20 protein-coding genes are annotated in these 18,836 nt (G+C 37.0%); 10 read left to right on the top strand and 10 right to left on the bottom strand.

All coding sequences use genetic code 11. The features are described from left to right. The first annotated feature begins 105 nt into the window (after positions 1–105). From dapF to ligA, 6 genes are all read left to right on the top strand, one after another. Positions 106–903: a diaminopimelate epimerase gene (dapF, locus tag QMD71_01245; GenBank protein MDI6839474.1), complete on the top strand. Its 798-nt coding sequence runs from the start codon at positions 106–108 to the stop codon at positions 901–903. Further along, complete coding sequence (locus QMD71_01250) at positions 890–2,869, top strand: elongation factor G (protein MDI6839475.1); 1,980 nt, start codon at positions 890–892, stop codon at positions 2,867–2,869. The genes dapF and QMD71_01250 overlap by 14 nt, the downstream gene beginning before the upstream one ends. Before the next feature lie 167 nt (positions 2,870–3,036). Then, the gene (locus tag QMD71_01255) at positions 3,037–3,162 is read left to right on the top strand and encodes a hypothetical protein (GenBank protein MDI6839476.1); all 126 of its coding nucleotides are present in this window, start codon (positions 3,037–3,039) and stop codon (positions 3,160–3,162) included. Further along, positions 3,149–3,346: a hypothetical protein gene (locus QMD71_01260; protein MDI6839477.1), complete on the top strand. Its 198-nt coding sequence runs from the start codon at positions 3,149–3,151 to the stop codon at positions 3,344–3,346. Before QMD71_01255 ends, QMD71_01260 begins: the two co-directional genes overlap by 14 nt. Positions 3,347–3,437: 91 nt before the next feature. Then, complete coding sequence (locus QMD71_01265; protein MDI6839478.1) at positions 3,438–5,639, top strand: bifunctional alpha,alpha-trehalose-phosphate synthase (UDP-forming)/trehalose-phosphatase; 2,202 nt, start codon at positions 3,438–3,440, stop codon at positions 5,637–5,639. 36 nt (positions 5,640–5,675) lie between these two features. Continuing rightward, positions 5,676–7,682, top strand: coding sequence for an NAD-dependent DNA ligase LigA (ligA, locus tag QMD71_01270; protein ID MDI6839479.1), 2,007 nt, complete (start codon positions 5,676–5,678; stop codon positions 7,680–7,682). Here the strand turns inward: ligA and rpmF are convergent. From rpmF to QMD71_01320, 10 genes are all read right to left on the bottom strand, one after another. Then, a complete protein-coding gene (gene rpmF / locus QMD71_01275) occupies positions 7,660–7,842 on the bottom strand; it encodes a 50S ribosomal protein L32 (GenBank protein ID MDI6839480.1) in 183 nt (60 codons plus the stop codon). The two genes, ligA and rpmF, sit on opposite strands and share 23 nt — an antisense overlap. Positions 7,843–7,954: 112 nt before the next feature. Then, the gene (locus QMD71_01280; protein MDI6839481.1) at positions 7,955–8,212 is read right to left on the bottom strand and encodes a hypothetical protein; all 258 of its coding nucleotides are present in this window, start codon (positions 8,210–8,212) and stop codon (positions 7,955–7,957) included. 261 nt (positions 8,213–8,473) lie between these two features. Further along, entirely contained in the window at positions 8,474–9,334 is an 861-nt protein-coding gene (gene panC / locus QMD71_01285) for a pantoate--beta-alanine ligase (GenBank protein ID MDI6839482.1), read from the bottom strand. Between the two features lie 202 nt (positions 9,335–9,536). Continuing rightward, the gene (locus QMD71_01290; GenBank protein MDI6839483.1) at positions 9,537–10,106 is read right to left on the bottom strand and encodes a DapH/DapD/GlmU-related protein; all 570 of its coding nucleotides are present in this window, start codon (positions 10,104–10,106) and stop codon (positions 9,537–9,539) included. A gap of 216 nt (positions 10,107–10,322) precedes the next feature. Beyond that, a complete protein-coding gene (locus tag QMD71_01295) occupies positions 10,323–10,451 on the bottom strand; it encodes a hypothetical protein (GenBank protein MDI6839484.1) in 129 nt (42 codons plus the stop codon). A 235-nt stretch (positions 10,452–10,686) separates the two neighbouring features. Then, a complete protein-coding gene (locus QMD71_01300) occupies positions 10,687–11,097 on the bottom strand; it encodes a transposase (GenBank protein ID MDI6839485.1) in 411 nt (136 codons plus the stop codon). Continuing rightward, positions 11,076–11,267, bottom strand: coding sequence for a hypothetical protein (locus QMD71_01305; GenBank protein ID MDI6839486.1), 192 nt, complete (start codon positions 11,265–11,267; stop codon positions 11,076–11,078). The genes QMD71_01300 and QMD71_01305 overlap by 22 nt, the downstream gene beginning before the upstream one ends. 16 nt (positions 11,268–11,283) lie before the next feature. Further along, on the bottom strand, positions 11,284–11,931 hold the full coding sequence (locus tag QMD71_01310) for a transposase (protein MDI6839487.1): 648 nt from the start codon (positions 11,929–11,931) through the stop codon (positions 11,284–11,286). A gap of 294 nt (positions 11,932–12,225) precedes the next feature. Beyond that, positions 12,226–13,869 (bottom strand): T9SS type A sorting domain-containing protein, encoded by a 1,644-nt coding sequence (locus QMD71_01315; GenBank protein ID MDI6839488.1) that lies wholly within the window; start codon positions 13,867–13,869, stop codon positions 12,226–12,228. A gap of 562 nt (positions 13,870–14,431) precedes the next feature. Continuing rightward, a complete protein-coding gene (locus QMD71_01320; protein ID MDI6839489.1) occupies positions 14,432–15,010 on the bottom strand; it encodes a transposase in 579 nt (192 codons plus the stop codon). A 452-nt stretch (positions 15,011–15,462) separates the two neighbouring features. Between QMD71_01320 and QMD71_01325 the strand changes: the two genes are divergently transcribed. The 4 genes from QMD71_01325 to QMD71_01340 all read left to right on the top strand — a co-directional run bounded on the left by QMD71_01325 (position 15,463) and on the right by QMD71_01340 (position 18,830). Further along, positions 15,463–16,395, top strand: coding sequence for a hypothetical protein (locus QMD71_01325; GenBank protein ID MDI6839490.1), 933 nt, complete (start codon positions 15,463–15,465; stop codon positions 16,393–16,395). 26 nt (positions 16,396–16,421) lie between these two features. Then, positions 16,422–16,853 carry a hypothetical protein gene (locus tag QMD71_01330; GenBank protein MDI6839491.1) on the top strand — a complete coding sequence of 144 codons (432 nt, stop codon included), beginning with the start codon at positions 16,422–16,424 and terminating at the stop codon, positions 16,851–16,853. Next, positions 16,840–17,553: a hypothetical protein gene (locus tag QMD71_01335; GenBank protein MDI6839492.1), complete on the top strand. Its 714-nt coding sequence runs from the start codon at positions 16,840–16,842 to the stop codon at positions 17,551–17,553. The genes QMD71_01330 and QMD71_01335 overlap by 14 nt, the downstream gene beginning before the upstream one ends. Before the next feature lie 92 nt (positions 17,554–17,645). Then, complete coding sequence (locus tag QMD71_01340) at positions 17,646–18,830, top strand: succinate--CoA ligase subunit beta (protein ID MDI6839493.1); 1,185 nt, start codon at positions 17,646–17,648, stop codon at positions 18,828–18,830. The last annotated feature ends 6 nt before the right edge of the window (positions 18,831–18,836 follow it).

Below are 18,836 nucleotides of genomic sequence, written 5' to 3' on the forward strand. Positions count from 1 at the left end.
TAGAGGACATTTTACCTGAAAAATAAAAGAGGACATTTTTGCTGAAAAGTAACAGAAAAATGTATTGACAAATTCTATAGATTATAATAAAATAAAATTAAAATTATGCAGTTTATAAAAGCACACTGTGGGGGCAACGATTTTGTGATTTTTGATTCAAGATTAAATTCAGTTCCTACTAATTTAACTCCTTTTGTTAAGCATCTCGCTGACAGGCATACAGGTATAGGGGCTGATGGTATTATCTTTATTGAACCTACAAATGGAGCTGATTTTGGTTTACGTTACTTCAATCCTGACGGCTCTGAATACGGCATCTGTGGTAATGGGACTCTCTGTGTATTACTTTACACTGGCAAATCTGAAGCCAGTTTTAAGACAGCCTCTGGAATTCTTAAAGGGTGTGTAATAGATAACAAAGTAAGAGTAAAAATTCCACCTCCCAAAAATGTAATACTTTCTCTACCACTCACTATTAAAAAGAGTAAACTTAATTTCAGTTTTGTTGACATTGGAGTTCCCCACACTATCCTTTTTGTAAAGGATGTAACTTCAATTGATGTATCAAGTTTTGCTCATTCAATAAGATTTCATCCTCACTTTGGTGCAGATGGCACAAATGTAAACTTTGTCCAAATTTTAGGTAAGAATAAAATATCTATAAGAACTTATGAGCGTGGAATAGAAGGCGAGACTCTTTCTTGTGGTTCAGGCACCTGTGCAAGTGCTATAGTTGGCTGGCTAAAAGGTGACTTATTATCACCAATAGAAGTCAATACTCAAGGTGGCACTTTATGGGTTTATATAGCTGGATTAGAAGAAATCTGGCTTCAAGGAATTCCGGAGCTTGTCTATAAAGGTGAACTATTACTTTATAAAGGGGGTATAAGTGAAAGCATATGAGCCAAAAGATATAAGGAATGTAGTTTTAATGTCTCCTTTAGGAGCAGGTAAGACTACTCTTGCCGAAGCCATACTTTTCAATTCAGGTGCAACTTCTCGTCTCGGCCGTGTAGTGGATGGCACCTCTATCTTTGATTATGCACCTGACGAAATTGAGCAAAAGATGTCAATAAATTTAAGTATAGCTTGTTTTGAACTTTCCGGCATTCTTGTAAACCTAATTGATACACCAGGCTGTAGCGATTTTTTTGGTGATGTAATTTCAGGTGTAACTGTAGCTGATTCTGCAATTATAGTAGTTAATGCAAGCACTGGAATCCAGCCCTGGACAGATATGATAAAATTTTTAGCAGATGAGCATAGAATTCCAGTTATTATTTTTGTGAATCAACTGAGTAAAGAAAACGCTAACTTTACCCAAACCTTCAAAGAGATTCAAAACCTATTTGGTAAGAATGCTCACCTTAGCTCAGCGAGGCAGGTTATCCCACTGACCATACCTGATGGTATAGGTGCCCAATTTAACAAAGTCTTAAGTGTTTTTGAAGTAGATAATCCTTATAAGGCATTAGTGTTGGAGTCTATAGCCGAGATGGACGACCAATTGACAGAGAAATATCTAAGCGATGAGCCTTTTACTCCTGACGATATAGCGCGGGGACTCAAAGTTGGTGTAAATAGCAGAAAACTTATTCCTCTATATTGTGGTGATGCTTATAATAATATAGGGGTAAAAGAGCTACTCACCTGTTTACCTTTTTTACCATCTTCACTTGAAAATAAGTTATCAGCTTCTCCAAATTTATCCTGTCTTGCTTTTAAGACAACTGTAGACCCAAAAATAGGTGAACTCACCAACATCCGAGTCTTTTCCGGCACTCTATCCCCTGGGACATATGTATTTAATTCAACAAAAAATATTGAAGAAAAAGTAAATCAGGTATATGTTCTCAAAGGCAAAGACCGTATAGAAGTATCTTCACTTGTTACAGGTAGTATTGGTGCTTTAGTCAAGTTAAAATCAACCCAAACTGGTGATACATTGACAGATAAGACAAATCCTGTAACACTGCCTCCACTCAAATTTCCAGAGCCCCAAGTAAAGGTAGCTATTGTACCAAAATCCAAAAAGGATGAGGAGAAGGTATCAACTGCTCTATCCAAGCTTCATGAAGAAGACCCTACTTTTGCATTTTTTTATGATACAGAGACTAAACAGATGATTGTTTCAGGTTTAGGTGAGTTACATCTTGATATAACCTTAAAGCGGCTAAAGCAAAAATTTGGTGTAGAAGTGGGGACAGAGAGACCCAGAATCCACTACAGGGAGACAGTGACTCGTGTTTCTGAGTGTCAAGGCAAATACAAACGCCAGACCGGTGGGCATGGTCAATATGGTGACTGCTGGATAAGGTTTGAGCCACTTGAAAGGAGTAAGGGATTTGAATTTGTAGATGCCATAGTAGGTGGCAGGATACCTAAGCGCTTTATTCCTTCTGTAGAGAAAGGCCTCTTAGATGCAATTAATAAGGGTGTTCTTGCTGGCTATCCGACTACTGACTTAAGGGCAACTCTCTATGACGGCTCATATCATGAGGTTGACAGTTCTGACATTGCATTTAAGATAGCTGCCTCAATGGCATTTAGGAATGGCATCCCTAAAGCTTCACCCACTTTACTTGAGCCAATTATGCGAATAGAAGTCACTGTTCCTCAAGAATTTATGGGTGATGTCATGGGTGAGCTCTCTTCCAGGCGTGGCAAGATTGAGTCAACTGAGCCATTTGGTAAGTATCAAAAGATATGTGCTCTTGTTCCCGATGCTGAGCTTTACAAATTTTCAAGCACCCTGAGGTCACAAACTCAAGGTATGGGGTCATTTTTGCTAAAATTTTCGCACTATGAAGAGGTGCCAAAAGAAATTCAAAAGCGTATAATTGAAGAGCATAAGAAAGAGGAGAAATAAAAAAATGGATACCAATGAGGTTACAAAATACTGGATTCTTTCAGCCAATGATGACTGGAAAGTAGCTAATCATCTCTTTGATAAAAAAGATTATCATTATGCTCTTTTTTGTGCACCTTTATAAAGTTTCCTGAGAATGAAATAAAGAAAATAAAGGAGTTTGGACTATGGTTAAAGAAGATGTTGTGAGAAAAATAAAGGTTTTTATAAAGATATTAGAGAAAGAAGGAGTCAAGGTAAAAAACTTATCTTTATGGCTCCTATGCACGAGGCAACACTATGTCTCACAGTGACTTTGATATTGCTATTGTCTCAAGCAATTTTACAGGCGACCCAGTGAAAGATGTAAGAACTGCTCTGCCGGCTCTTAAAAAATCCGATTCCCGAATAGAACCAGTTTATTTTCATCCAAAAGACTTTAGGGACGAAAATCCATTGGTCTGGGAGATAAAGAAGAAAGGAATAAGGATACGATAAGATGTAATATCGGGATGCCGTCTACTTTTACAAATGTGTTTTTAATAAGGTTATAATCTGCAGCAAAAGATTTTAGAGAACTCAACTACATATGAGATTATTAGTAGTATCAAATAGGTTACCTATCACTGTAGTAGAAAAAGAAGGTAAGTTAAGAGTTAAAGGGAGTATCGGTGGTCTTGTTTCTGGCCTAAGTGCATATTTAGATTTATTAAAAGGCACCTCTTTTACTAAATCCGAGCATATATGGGTTGGTTGGCCCGGTATAGCAGTAGATGACAAATCTAAAGAGGAGTTAAGGTTAAAATTACTGAACGAATTTCATGCGTATCCTGTTTTTCTCTCAGAAAATGTGATGGAAAAGTTTTACTATGGATTCTGTAATAAAATAATCTGGCCGCTCTTTCACTATTTTCCATCCTATGCTATCTACGACGAAGATTATTGGTTACATTACAAACATGTAAATGAAACTTTTTGTGCTGCGCTTATGGAAATTATGAAAGTAGACGATGTAGTATGGATACATGACTATCATCTTATGCTTCTTCCTAAACTTTTAAGGGATAAGATACCAAGTATTCCGATAGGATTTTTTCTTCACATTCCTTTTCCATCTTTTGAAATATTTCGTCTTCTTCCAAGAAAATGGGGTAGTGAAATATTAAAAGGTCTTTTATGTGCTGATTTAATTGGATTTCATACTCACGATTATACACAGTATTTCTTGAGGTGTGTCCTTCGCATGTTAGGTTACGACCACAACATTGGTAAACTCAGTGTAGACGGTCGTCTTGTGCAAGCAGACACATTTCCAATGGGTATAGATTTTCATAGATTTTATAATGCTATGATAAACTCTGATGTAAAAAAAGAGAAAAATAAACTAGAGAAGACACTATCCGATTTTAAGTTAGTTCTCTCAATTGACCGCTTAGATTATACAAAGGGTATCGTTAACCGCTTGCAAGGTTATGAAATTTTCCTTAACAGGAATCCACATTGGCACAGAAAGGTAATTCTTATCCTAATAGTTGTCCCTTCTCGTGTAGGTGTAGAATATTATCAACAAATGAAGAATAAGATAGACGAACTTGTCGGCAGAATTAATGGTAAATTTGGCAACATTTACTGGACTCCAATCCTATATCAATATAGATTTTTACCATTCCACCAGTTAGCTGCTCTGTATAATATTAGTGATGTTGCTTTAATAACTCCATTAAGAGATGGTATGAACCTCACTGCAAAAGAATACATAGCGACCAGAACCGACAAAACCGGTGTTGTAATCCTAAGTGAAATGGCGGGTGCCTCAAAAGAACTTGGAGAGTCAATTATAATAAATCCAAACAATACAGAAGAAATAGCAGATGCATTGAAGGAAGCATTAGAAATGCCTCAATCTGATCAAATAAGGCGCAACTCCATTATGCAGACTCGTCTACAGCGTTACGATGTAGTACGTTGGGCAGATGATTTCATCCAGAAATTGTTATTTATCAAAGAGGAGCAAAAGCAATTTGATGCTAAATTATTGAGCACTCATAAACAAGCTCAATTAGTAAAAGATTTTAAAAAATCCATTCATAGGCTTATATTTTTAGATTACGATGGCACACTTGTTCCATTTGTTGGGCATCCTCAAATGGCAAAACCGAGTGCTGAGCTTTTAAATATTCTTAATCATCTTTCAAAGGATAAACGGAACGATATTGTTTTAATAAGTGGACGTGATAAAGATACGCTTCAAAGCTGGTTTGGTGCGCTTAACATAGGATTGGTAGCAGAACATGGGGTATGGATTAAGGAGAAGGGCAAAACTTGGAAAATAATAAAACCGTTAACTAACAAGTGGAAGTCTCAAATTCTACCCATACTTGAGATGTATGTAGATCGGCTTCCTGGTTCATTTGTTGAGGACAAAGAATTCTCTATTGTATGGCATTACAGGATGGCTGACCCTGAGCAGAGTTCTATACGCGCAAAAGAACTTATAGATGACATGGTAAATTTAACTGCTAATATAGATGTCCAAGTATTACAAGGAAGTAAGGTAGTAGAAGTAAGAACTGCGGGTGTAGATAAAGGCACTTCTGCTCTGCATTGGATTTCTAAAAATGCCTTTGATTTTATAATGGCAATAGGAGACGATTGCACGGATGAAGATTTGTTCAGAATTCTTCCTGAAACAGCTTACTCAATCCGAGTAGGAATGATTCCATCTTATGCTAAATTCAACTTGCATAATTATATGGAAGTTCGGAAATTTATTGAAGAAATGGTTGAATGAATTGTTGTGAGGTGGTTGGGAAAAGTTGAGAGATAAATTATAGAAGTGATACAAGAAATTAGAAAGAAAGTGGAAAAATTAAGAAAAGAGATAAATTATCATAATTACAGATACTATGTTCTAAATGACCCTGTTATCTCTGATTATGAGTATGATATGTTGGTTAAGGAACTTGAAGAACTTGAATCCCGGTATCCAGAGCTTATAACTCCTGACTCTCCGACTCAGCGTGTAGGTGGCGAGCTCACTGGTGGCTTCGCTCAGGTAGAACACAAAATTCCAATGCTTAGTCTTGAGAACACATATTCTCGTGAGGAGGTGCTTGAATTTGACCGTCGTATGTGTAAAGAGTTAGGCGTCAAGCCTGAGTATGTAGTAGAATTGAAAATAGATGGTGTAGCTGTCTCTTTAGTGTACAGGGATGGCATACTTGTCCGTGGTGCAACACGTGGTGACGGCTTTACTGGGGATGATGTCACTCATAACATAAGAACTATAAAATCTATTCCTTTAAAACTGCTAACCGATAACAAGAATTTAATGAATATTGAGGTAAGGGGTGAAGTTCTGATGCCAAAGTCAAGTTTTGAGCAATCCAATCGTGAGCGTGAATCTTCTGGTGAGCCTTTATTTGCAAACCCAAGGAATGCGGCGGCTGGCACTTTAAAGCACCTTGACCCAAAAGTAGCATCAGCCCGTAGGCTTGACATATTTATTCATACAGTTCCCACTCCTCCAAAGGGCTATGCGAGCCATTACGATATTTTAATGACTTTAAGTGAGATTGGCTTAAAAGTGAATCCAAATATAAAGCTCTGTAAATCTATAGAATCTGTGATTGATTATTGCAATTTCTGGGAGCCGCAGCGTGGTGGACTTCCTTATGAAGTTGATGGTATGGTGATAAAAGTTAACTCCTTTGAACATCAACTAAAGTTAGGGTCAACAACTAAGAATCCTCGTTACGCAATTGCTTACAAATTTCCTGCCCTCCAGGTGACAACAAAGCTTGAGAATATAATCTTACAAGTAGGTAGGACTGGCACTGTCACTCCTGTGGCAGTTCTAACACCTGTCCGTTTAGCTGGTTCCACAATTTCAAGGGCTACCCTTCATAATGCAGATGAGATTGCCCGTAAAGATATAAGAGTAGGTGATACAGTATTTATAAAAAAAGGTGGCGAAGTTATCCCTGAAGTAGTAAAGCCAGTCGTAGAGAAGCGGACTGGTAGAGAGAAGATATTTAAGATGCCTAAAACCTGTCCTGTGTGTGGTAATGAACTTGTGAGATATGAAGGCGAGGTTGCTTGGCTTTGCGAAAATTTACGCTGTTCTGCCCAAGTACAGCGTAGAATAGAGCACTTTGTTCATCGCAATGCTATGGATATAGAAGGATTAGGTGAGAAAGTGATAAAACAACTTATAGATGCTAAACTTATCAGTGATTTTACTGACCTTTATTTTCTTAAAAGGGATGCTTTATTACAACTTGAGCGTATGGCGGATAAGTCTGTAGATAATCTACTCAATGCAATTGAGGGTTCGAAGGGGCGTGAATTCTTTAGAGTCCTCTTTGCTATAGGGATAAGGTATGTTGGGATTTATGCAGCTAAGTTACTAACTGAAAAATTTCATTCAATAGACCAGTTAAAGGAGGCTACATTTGACGAAATTAACTCAATCCCTGGTATAGGGCCTGTAATTGCACAGTCAATAGTAGACTTTTTTAAAGATTCTAATAATTTAAAAGTCATAGAAAGATTAAGAAAAGCAGGGGTGTGTTTAGAATCAAAGGTAAAAAAAGGCGCCCCTAAGCCTTTGGCTGGTAAGATATTTGTCTTAACTGGCACACTTTCAAGTTTTACAAGAGAAGAGGCAACTGAGCTTATAGAGTCATTGGGTGGTAGGGTAAGTTCATCTGTCTCTAAGAATACTGACTATGTAGTAGCTGGCGACTCCCCTGGCTCCAAATATACTAAAGCCAAAGAGTTAGGTGTCAAGATTATTGATGAGGAAAAGTTTAAGGCGCTCGTGCAGCGATAGCCTCTTTTCCCTTGTAATTACCACAATTATAACATCGAGTGTGGGGCAGTATTAAAGTTTTACAGTTAGGGCATGGAATTAGTTGAGGCGGCACAAACTTCCAGTGAGTCCTGCCTTTTCTACTTCTTGACCTTGATACTCTACGTCTCGGTGAACCCATAGGTTAAGTGCTAAATGCTAAATTATGAATGCTAAATTGTAATCCATAATTCAGACTTTAGAATTCGTAATGTTATCTATCGGACAAGCTCCTAACACCAAATTTCGTTTCACTAAAGTCTATTTTTTAATTCCTTTATAAGCTCTCTTGCGTTCCGGCCCTCTGCCTCTATAAGTTCACGGGTATTCTGGCTCTCTGTTTTTATGAGATTACCAATCTCCCTAATAGCTTCCTTAATAGTCCCTATTATCTCCTTTTTGCTCTCAATTATAGCCCTTCCATTCTGTCTAAGCAATCTTGATAAGACTATTGAGAGATAAGCACTTATAAAGGCAAAATATAAACCGAGTAAAATCTGAAATGTATTCATTTTTTCTCCTTTTTAGTATGATGCCTTGTTTGAGAATTCTTTCTAAACTTTTTAATGTAATAGTTAAATTTTTCTAAAATCAAATATAATTGAAATTTTCAAAAAGTCAATTTTTTTATTATAAGAATTATAAACCAATACTGCGACTCTGGAAGAACAAAAATCTTCAAATCCTCTATGAAACTCTAAATAATGACAGGAAATGAGCTTCTCTCCATTATTATGCTTTAAATTATGAATGCTAAATTATTGATTGATAATTCAGCACTCAGAACTTGCAATTTTTAATGTTATATTGTCTATAAGTCTTGCTTTACCAAACCACACTGCAACAGCAATTAGGCATTCACCGTCCAATGTTTCCAAGGGCTTAAGGTTATCCTTTTTAACTATGTCTATGTAATCAATCTTAGCAGTGAGCTTAGTAGATATCATGGCTTCTATCTCTTTTTTTATCTTCTTAGCCTCTCTTTGCCCATTGGTTATTAACTCTTTAGCTCTCATTAGGGCTTGATAAACCACACTTGCATCCTTTCTCTCTTTTGGTGTCAAATACACATTCCTTGAACTCATAGCAAGCCCGTCTGGTTCCCTAACCGTTGGTCCTGTTAAGATTTTAACTCCAAGATTAAGGTCTTCAACCATTTTCTTAATTATGATAACCTGTTGTGCATCTTTTTCACCAAATACTGCAACATCCGGGTTCACAATATTAAATAACTTACATACAACCGTACATACTCCTTTGAAGTGGGTGGGTCTTGTCTTTCCACAAAGTACACTTGATAATCCTGGCACTTCTATATAAGTATCATATCCATCATGATACATCTCTTTAAGTTCTGGTGCGAATAAAATATCTACTCCCCTCTTCTCAAGTAGTTCAGCATCTCTTTTTATGTCCCTTGGATATGCTTTAAAATCTTCTTTTGGTCCAAACTGTAACGGGTTAACAAATATACTTGTAACAATGTGGTCTGTTTTAATTTTAGCTATGTCAACAAGTGACAGTGGCCCTTCATGTAAAGCTCCCATTGTAGGTACAAAACCTATCTTTTTACCCTTATTTCTGACTTCTAAAGAAATAGCTTTCATTTCTTTTATTTTTTTAATAATTTTCATTTTAATAAATATACTCCCAAAATTTCACTTTGTCAACCAAAAGGAACCATCAAAAAGTGGGAGTATACGGTCTCTCTACATTGTAACCATCCTTATCAAGAAAAATTGGACTTGCAAAGTTACTAAACAATTCAAAATCTTTTATATTTAAGCAAGGCTAAAGCCTTACTCTACAATCTTTAGCGTGAGCTGAACTCCCATACTACACTTCTTCACACTTAAGTCCTTGTTTATGATATTTGCGAGCACACTTGTAACAACTAGTACCTCCATTTTTGAACTCAATCTTTTCACCGCATTCACACATCCATCCTATAAGACGTGCAGGAACACCCGCAACTATTGCGTAATCAGGCACATCTTTAGTCACAACAGCTCCTGCTCCTATAAATGCCCATTTCCCTATGTTAATACCACAAATAATTGTAGCATTAGCTCCAATTGATACTCCTTTACATACGTGTGTAGGAATCCATTTTCCACCCTTCGGATACGGAGCTCTGGGGTTGAGGTCATTTGTAAAAACTGCAGATGGTCCAACAAATACATAATCTTCGAGTGTCACAAATGTATACACAGATACATTATTTTCAAGTTTTACTCCATTTCCTAAGACTGCACCTCTGGCTATGAAGCAATTTTGTCCAATAACACAATTCTTACCTATCTTAGCCCCCCCCATTATGTGTGAGAAGTGCCATATCTTTGTCCCCTCCCCTATCTCTGCTCCTTCATCTACAATAGCAGTGGGATGAACGAAATATTTATTCATATCAACCTCCCCATAAGTAAAATCAAAAAATCGTCTGATGACCTCACATGGTATCCATCCTCTATAAAATTGTCAATAAAATTATCTGAAATAATTGTAGGTAAATTGAAAACTTGAGCGGAGACACTACTTCCAGTTTCCTCTCCGATAGGAGTCCAATGGCTCCATCGGAGTCTTCGGACAAGTATTTCTATTGGAGTTTTTCGCCTCCTGTATCTATTTTTTAATAGCTCGCAAAGATTGCGGCGTTAGTCCCATCTTTGGTCTCCCCATAAGTATGCCACTCGCCCCGGTTCTCACATCTCTTGCAGTAAATTCATATCGGGGAAGGCGTAATCTTTTCATTTGGGGCCAATATTTCTCTATATCTCAGAGATCTTTTGTATCTATCTCTATAATTTGAAAAAGATAATTTTAAGGCAGTCCTCGATACCATTTTTAGTATTTTGGGGTCACTTGGGTTTCATACTCGCATAATTTTAACCTCAAATTTCCATCTAAAGCCTCTAAACCTCATAAGAGCTTAAAAAGTCTATACCTCTCCTCTAAATTCAGAAAACTCTATCCCCTTAAAATTAGCTTATGTACAAAATTTAAGCATCTTCAATCTGTTTTCGGCTTCCCAATATTCCCATTGCCATGGATAATCAGTCGACAACCTCAATATCCATCCTCTGCTCCTTTTGACAAGTCTACCTGCAATAAAAAGAAACCTTTGCCTTACCCATTTTGCCATTTTCTTCACTTTCATTAGATTGTACGCCAGCATAACCAAGAAGAAATGAGCAGTATTTGCTCCCCAACAATGTGAAGATGTGACATCTAGCCCATAACCTATTATCCCTTCTTTTATCAAATTTTCTACATTGGCTCTACCATTGTAAAATCTCCATACTTTTTCAGATATCATATCTTCTATGTTAGTTGCTATTACTTGATAATTGTATCGCTTGTATTCAAATAGCAAAATTACCTCCTTCTCCTCACCCATTCTTGTAATCGCACAGCGATAGCATACTTTATCCCTTTCTTATCCATATATCTAAAAAATTCGTGATTGTAAAAACTTGAATCACTCCTGACAAAGATGTGTCTTGTTGTTACTGGAAGTCTCTTTAGACACTCTCGCAAGAACTCCTTTGCACCTTTTCCACTATACACATCACCAGAACGGAACTTACCCTATAGAAAATCTCTTGTTTCCTCTATGAAGCAAAGGATTTGGATGGTAGCTCTTTCTACCCTTTTTCTTCGGGTTAAAACCTTTACTTGCCCTTCGTTGGCTTCCATAAACCGTCCGAACATGCGAATCCAGATCTAAGGTAATTTTGTCCTTGTAGCTCTTACGAACTTCTTTCAGCAACCCTACGTTTACTTCACCTATCTTAAGAGCTTGAGGAACTGTAAATTTTCTTAAGAAGCGGCTTATTGTCGTATCGTAGGGATATTCCTTGAAGCCTAATATCTTCAAAAACACCTTATCCAGGGGGAACAGGATAGTATCTGATAGTCTTGTAAGGTCTAATACCAATGCGTAAATAATAGAAATTAACATTTTCCCAATACTATATTTGCTCTTTCGTCTTTGAATTTCTATGCTTTCATCCAGTTTTCTTTTTAACCATAGATTCACAACAAAGTCATTAAAGAGTTTCATCCCACCAAATGGAGTTATATTTTTCTCTCCGAACTCTACCTTAATTTTTTTCGTTGACTTTTTCTTCTTTTTGTAGTATATGTTCCATGATACCTCCTTTTCTGTTTTGCACTTTTTTAGTGCAAATTTTCGTAGTGCAATTATAACAGGGAGGAGGCATCTTTGCAAGAAATATATTTAGTTTATACAACTTAAGCTAATTTTGAATAAAATATTCACGCATTATTTGGGTTAAATATTACTAAAAAAATTTTGTCTAATTTCTTTATTTTTCCCTCTGGATAATGCATGTAGCTCTACGATATTGTTGAAATTACGACTTTCATAAGTGATAGAAAGATGCATATTTATCAACGTCTCGAAGAATTATTATCTAAAAATTTGCACTTTATTCGATTTCCCTTTACGCTCTGGCTCGTAACCAATTCGCATTTAGCATCTTCGTGGTGACATGACCCCCTTTTATTTCAATATCACTACCCTATTTGTAGCCACTAAGTTGCTTACCTGTTCATACTCTCCTGAGAATGGATAGAACTCAAGTCTCAAGAAATACAGGCCACTTGAAAACCCTTTAGGTGTCCATGCTAATGTATGAGTTCCACAATGGTTTGCATCGTCTACCAGTACTTCAATTAATCGACCAGCTAAATCGTAAACCTTCAGTGAAACACGACCGCTTGATGACACTTGATACCTAATACTTGTAAACTGACTGAATGGATTAGGATAGTTCTGTAATTTCAGTTTATTTAGGTGAGAGTAAACTTTTTCCTCAATTCTTGGCTCCTGCAGATAAAAGTAGCCATCTACTGACTCACATGAGTCAACTACAGCCTCTAAGTCCAATATTGAACTACCATACCCTATAACCTGCCATGTAACATAAGCCATAGTCCCATTGCCACTCACCCCTGGAACACTCCCTTCCAAAGTACAGGATACATGAATAGAGCTATCACTTATATCATACATAAAAAGAGTAATACCTCCCTGACTTAGAAATGGACCTTCATCAACACAAATAGCATGCAGCACAGCAGGGTTGAAGTTGAGCTCAAATTGCCAACAATAGAGACTACAAGCATCAGCAATACAGATTGAATCTGTAAAAGTATCACCAATGTCTGGTGGCGGTCCTATGATAGTATCCGGTTCAACTGAAACTATTACCTTTGGTAGGTCAGGTGTATATTCTTCGTTAGCTTTAAGATAACCAGCCCCATACGGGTCCCAGCCTCCAACAGCATATATCTTGTTATTCACTGTAGCAGCTGTCAAATACCACCGTTTACTTGGCATACTTCCCTTAGTAGCCCAAGTATCAGTTACTGGGTCGTATTCCTCATTAGTAGCAACGCATACACCACCACCAGTACCTCCTCCAATTGCATATATTTTTCCGTATGCTGTAGCAGCTGCAAGTCCATCTCTCCTTGTAGGCATACTTGCTTTGGTAGACCAAGTATCAGTTATCGGGTCGTATTCCTCATTAGTAGCAAGGTGCACACCACCACCAGCAGACCCCCCAACAGCGTATATCTTGTTACCTACTACAGTAACTGCCAAAGCCGACCTCGCTGTCGGCATACTTGTCTTATTAGTCCAGGTATCAGTTGATGGGTCATATTCCTCATTAGTAGCAAGTGGCTCTCTTCCCATTCCCATTCCTCCAATCGCATATATTTTACCATTTACTGCAACAACCCCTAAGTAACCGCGTCTGGTCGGCATAGGAGCTTTGGTAGTCCAAGTATCAGTTGACGGCTCATACTCCTCATTTTTAGTAATATTAACCCCTCCTCCAATAGCGTATATTTTACCGCTCACTGCATCAGCACCTAAGGCAAACCGATTAGTTGGCATACTTGCCTTGGTGGCCCAACTGTTAGTTAACGGGTCATATTCCTCATTAGTAGCAAATACCGTACCACTTGCATGTCCCCCAATAGCATATATCTTACTATCAACTACAGCGGCTGCTAAGTCCTCACGTGCTGTTGGCATACTGGCTTTGGGAGTCCAACTATCAGCAGACACAGAACTTTGTAGCATAAGCTTACTTATCAAAACGAGTATCAAGATAGATAATGACTTTCCTTTCATATTCACCTCCAAAATATTTTAACTCTCAATCATTTAAAATAACTTGCTTTTACACAATGTCAAGGATAAAATGAAAAATGGAGAAGTGAACTATAATATCCTTTTAGGCGAGCACTGTAAAATAATTTTCTAGTATATACAACATGTTCACTATGTTGGGTTATCAAATGGTATCTTTTAAAAATGTGAGAGGGAAGGTACATGGTATACAGGGGATTAGAGGATTAAAGTTTCCGCAGGATCCGTATGGATATGAAAGAAGATTTAGTAAACGAGTTACGCAAAATTGCAAATAAAAAGCTTGAGAAATCTCCAAAATTAACTTATATTCAGGAGGGTGTTTAGAAATAAGCAGTTTTTCTGGTAAAAGTTCTTTGAGGTAAAATTTTAAATCCCGATTCATCGGGATAAAAACTTCGCTCTTTGAAATTTAAATATGTGAAAGAACTACACAGCACATAAATTATGTGCCGGATTGAGTAAAAGTACGTACTCCTATCTGAACCAAACTTCCGTAATTGTCGTTCACTTTACTTAAGCCATTGAGAGCCCTATTCGTAATTTACTTTTGAAAATGAAGTCCTTGGTTCGTTTGATAATTACTGCCATTATGCTTAAAATGTATGAATTGGCGATTCTTCCTTTTTGACTCTCTACCATCTTTCCTAAGAGGGCCATAAGTAGCTGGACAGATGAATCTATCTCCTATTGTGATCAGAGAAGAACCTACCTTGGGAATACTCAGTTCCGTAAAAAGATTAATGTCTTTGCTTTTAGGTTTCTTCCAGCGATTGTTTAAGTCAATGATTGGAATTATGCCGTAGTCCTTGCAAATTTGATAGTTCTCATGTGAATCGGACGCTGCATCCATAGTTGCCAATTTTGGTGAGACAAGCCCTTTTGTCTTCTTAATCAATGGGTTAGCATAAGGGCTATCTGCGGAATTGCCGGGTGTGACTATAACATCTATAGGTAGTTGTGATTTTGTATTGACAACGAGATGGATTTTATATCCAAAGAAGAAATAATCTTCGCCTCTGTCAATGGAGTCAAATATAATCTTGAGAGGGTCACTGGATTTAATCTTTTGAATAATAGGGAGGAGTGCAAAGGAAAGTTGTTTTTTGGTTTTAAATTTCATGTTGACCTCCTTTTGTAACAAATTATATTATACAATAAATAGAGAGGAGGTCAAATGGAAACAGGAGGTGATAGCATTTTTATCGGTGCTTATACCCTGAATCAAGTTCAGGGTTGATAGATGAGCATCTATGGAATGCTAAATAGCCTCGTATTAGTGAGGAGGTGATGGCGGATATAGAAATTGGGATGATAGTCCTGGGTTAATCCACCCCGGCAGAGATAAGGTCGTAAGAAAAAGGAAGGTTATGTTGAATCCTGACCTGTTGTCAGGATAGGTTTACACAAAACTACTGACATAACCTTTTTTGTAAATGTAAGTTCACTGGGAATTAGCATTATCATGCTAATTCTACCTCTGAACCTTAACCGAGGAGGTCAAAGGCAGATTCTTGCTATCAGGCAGCCCTTAATAATGACCCTAATAATCCGACTGCCAACTTTGGTGCAGCTATGTGTAGGATTGTTAAGCTCTATAAAGACCCTGATATTAAAAAAATATTGGAGCTTTTAAAAGGTGATAGTGGAAGATATATTGGGAAAGGTAAGTTCCTTTATAGGTATCCTGTATTTTCACAAACACCCCAACTGTTGTATTCATTCATTACATTTATTACTGATAGCATTCCCACTGTGAGTGAGATTCAGCAAATTATTGAAGTAAAGGTTATTCCTGCTATTGACTACATACTGGCAAGGTTTAGTATAATTGAGAACAATCCCAGTTTCATATTTTATCTCACTCCCGGCATGGGACATGGAGTAGATGCAGAGATGCCAGATACTATTGAAATAGATGTAGGTGATGTTTATATAGGTGATGCTGCTTTAAGGACTGTAGAATCTCCACTTAGGGTTCTCACTGCCTATTATTTTGATGTAGTTTATGATAGTTTGAATGACTCTCTTTACATTCGTAAATTGATAGACACTCCTAATCCATTTGCTACATTAAAACCTGATGGTAGCACAAAAATGAGTACTGCAAGATATGACCTGCTTAACGGGGTTATTAAAGCAAAAAGGGGAATAACTTCTATTTTCAATGAGACCGATGACCAAAGTGATGACTTACTTCCTAATACAGATATGACTCAGGCAGATGTAGATTCAGCTATGGCAACTTTGGATAATATTACCAATGCTCTTAATAATCCTATTCAAATTCAAGTAGAGGATACATCAGGCATGATAGTAGAAATTACACTTGATGCAAAACAGTTCTTTATTAACCCTATCCAGGATTGGAAACAAAAGCTACCTGAGCATCACTGGGAAGGAACTGATTTTATTCCTGATTTTCCAATCACTTTTCCAGACCCCACATTTAACAATATCTTCCCAGGTATGACTAATGAGGATTGGCGTAGGATAATAGGACCTTAAATTTTATGTGCCTTTTTCTCATTTTTTTGTGTAGTTCAATTCCTGAGTTTGAGCTACACTCTATTTATAGGGACTTATTTCGGAATGAAAAGGGAGAGGAAATTTGGAATTATAGTGCTAATTTTAAACTAAAGTTTCAGTTTGGAAATCAAAATGTATTTGAAGTTACAGGTGGATATGCAAAAACAATTTTCGACTTTTTCCTTTTATCTGACGAGTTTAAAATACTTTCTTCTTGGGATATTAAAAAGTTATGTCTCCAATACAAAATGGCTTCATACCCCAATATAACAGGCTCACTTGGCACTACTAATAACACAGGACTACCCGATTATTCATTGGGTGTAGGCTTTCCTCTCCCTTTAAATTCTATTTTGGAAGTAGGACTTGCTCAGGTAATTATTCAAGGGGGAATCAATCTTGAGTCAGAGCTTTCACTCCAATATGAGTTCACCTAATCTAAATCCAAATATTATAAAGTTAGAAGGTCATTTTAAAGAAGCTAAATTTAGTTTCAATTGCGACCGCTGGGTTAATCCTTCTATTTTAGTAATATTTCAAAATAGTAACCCATATATTACTCTGTATAAGAAGTCAACAAAATTCTCCAAATCATCATTTAATTTTTCTCATATCCTATCTACTTTATCAGTAGAAATACCTATAACTAATGAAATAAAAGTCTATCCAACACTGAGTATTCGCAAATTTTTTGCTGAAGCTCACGGCTGGCTATCATTTTGGCCCTTTGCCGAAGATTTAATCTCCACTTTGGGCTCGAAGTGCTATTTTACTGGTGACTGTAACTTTTATGAATACAGCTCCTATTTTAAATTGAACTATAGAGCAATAAAAGCCAATGTAGGTTATAGTAGTATAAAAGGCCGTGGTGAAGTTACATCTTGGAAGCCTCTGTTTATGGGTATAGGTGTAGATGACTTAAGAATGGATTCATTGCCTAAATGTGTTGACTTTTTCAGTTTAGGTTTTTCTTTTTCTCATAATTTAGGAAAACTTGGTATAGGATATGAGATTGCACAAATTATTCCTATACACGTGAATGGTAACAACGCAAATGGAATCAAAGTATCTTCTAAATCTTTGGACCAAACACGAGGAAGGACCTATAGTATTTCATTAAATTATCAACTTAAATAAGCTCTTCCATTTTTAACAAAGAAATTGTTTCTCTGTCCAATCACTTTAATTACTTGACCATTTTAGTTTTATAGATTATATTTTATTCTAATATGAGATTATACGAATATGAAGGTAAGCTTTTGTTTAAGAAATATAAAATACCTATCCCTCAAAGTGCATTAATTGATGATTTATCTGAGCTTGATAAAGTAACCTATCCAGTAGTTTTAAAAGCTCAAGTCTTTATAGGGGGGCGTGGTAAAAAGGGGGTGATTAAAATAGCGAATACTCGTAAGGAAGCTGAGTCGATAATAAAAAATATGCTTGGCAAGAAAGTTGATGGCTATGAAGTCAAGAAAGTATTGGCTGAAGAGAAAGTAGATATTGAGCATGAGTTCTATACAAGTGCAGCTATTGACCGCATTCTTCACCAGCCACTCATTATAGCAGCTAAGGAGGGTGGTATAGAGATAGAAGAAATATCGCGTAAGCACCCTTCATCAATATCAAAGCATTACTTAGAAGTAGGTGAGCGTCCTGCTGATTGGGTTGGCAGGTCAGTGGCACAAAGTATGGGTCTTACTGGTGAGCTACTTGTTCAGGCAGGTAGTATTATAAATAATGTATATAATTTGTTCCTTGACTTTGACTGTAAATTAGTAGAAATCAATCCACTTGTCTTGACTAAAACTGGCACTCTTGTAGCTATTGACTCAAAATTGGATTTGGATGAGGATGCAATGTATCGGCATCCTGCTCTTAAAGAATTAGGTATAGAAGCAAGACATGAGGTCGGCGAGTTAACTTCTCGTGAGCGCCTTGCAAAAGTTGCCGGTATTCCTTATGTAGAGCTTGATGGTGACATTGGTGTATTTCCAGGGGGTGCTGGTTTTGGTATTGCTTCAATTGACTTAATTCATCACTTTGGTGGTAAGGCAGCAAATTTTATGGACTCTGGTGGTGCACCTACTCAGGAGAATCTGAGATTAATGTTAGGTCTATTAATGGATAACCCAAATGTCAAGGTAATTTTTGGTGCCCGTTTTGGTGGTATCTCAAGATGTGACGACTGGGCTAATGCAGTAGTGCAGTATGTTATTGAGAACAAGCCAAAGAAGCCTATGATTATGCGTATGGCTGGCAATATGGAGGAGGAGGGTAGGAAAATATTTGATAAAGCAAATAAGGATTACCCGGCGCTATTTAAAAATATAAAAGTATATAAATTTGATACCCCAATTGAGGAAGTAATTAAAGAAGCAGTAAAGACAGCCAAAAAGGTAGTTAGTAGTTAGCATTTT

The sequence above is a fragment of the bacterium genome (assembly GCA_030018315.1).
In the GTDB taxonomy this organism is placed as follows: domain Bacteria; phylum Hydrothermota; class UBA3073; order JACQXS01; family JAGMCI01; genus JASEGA01.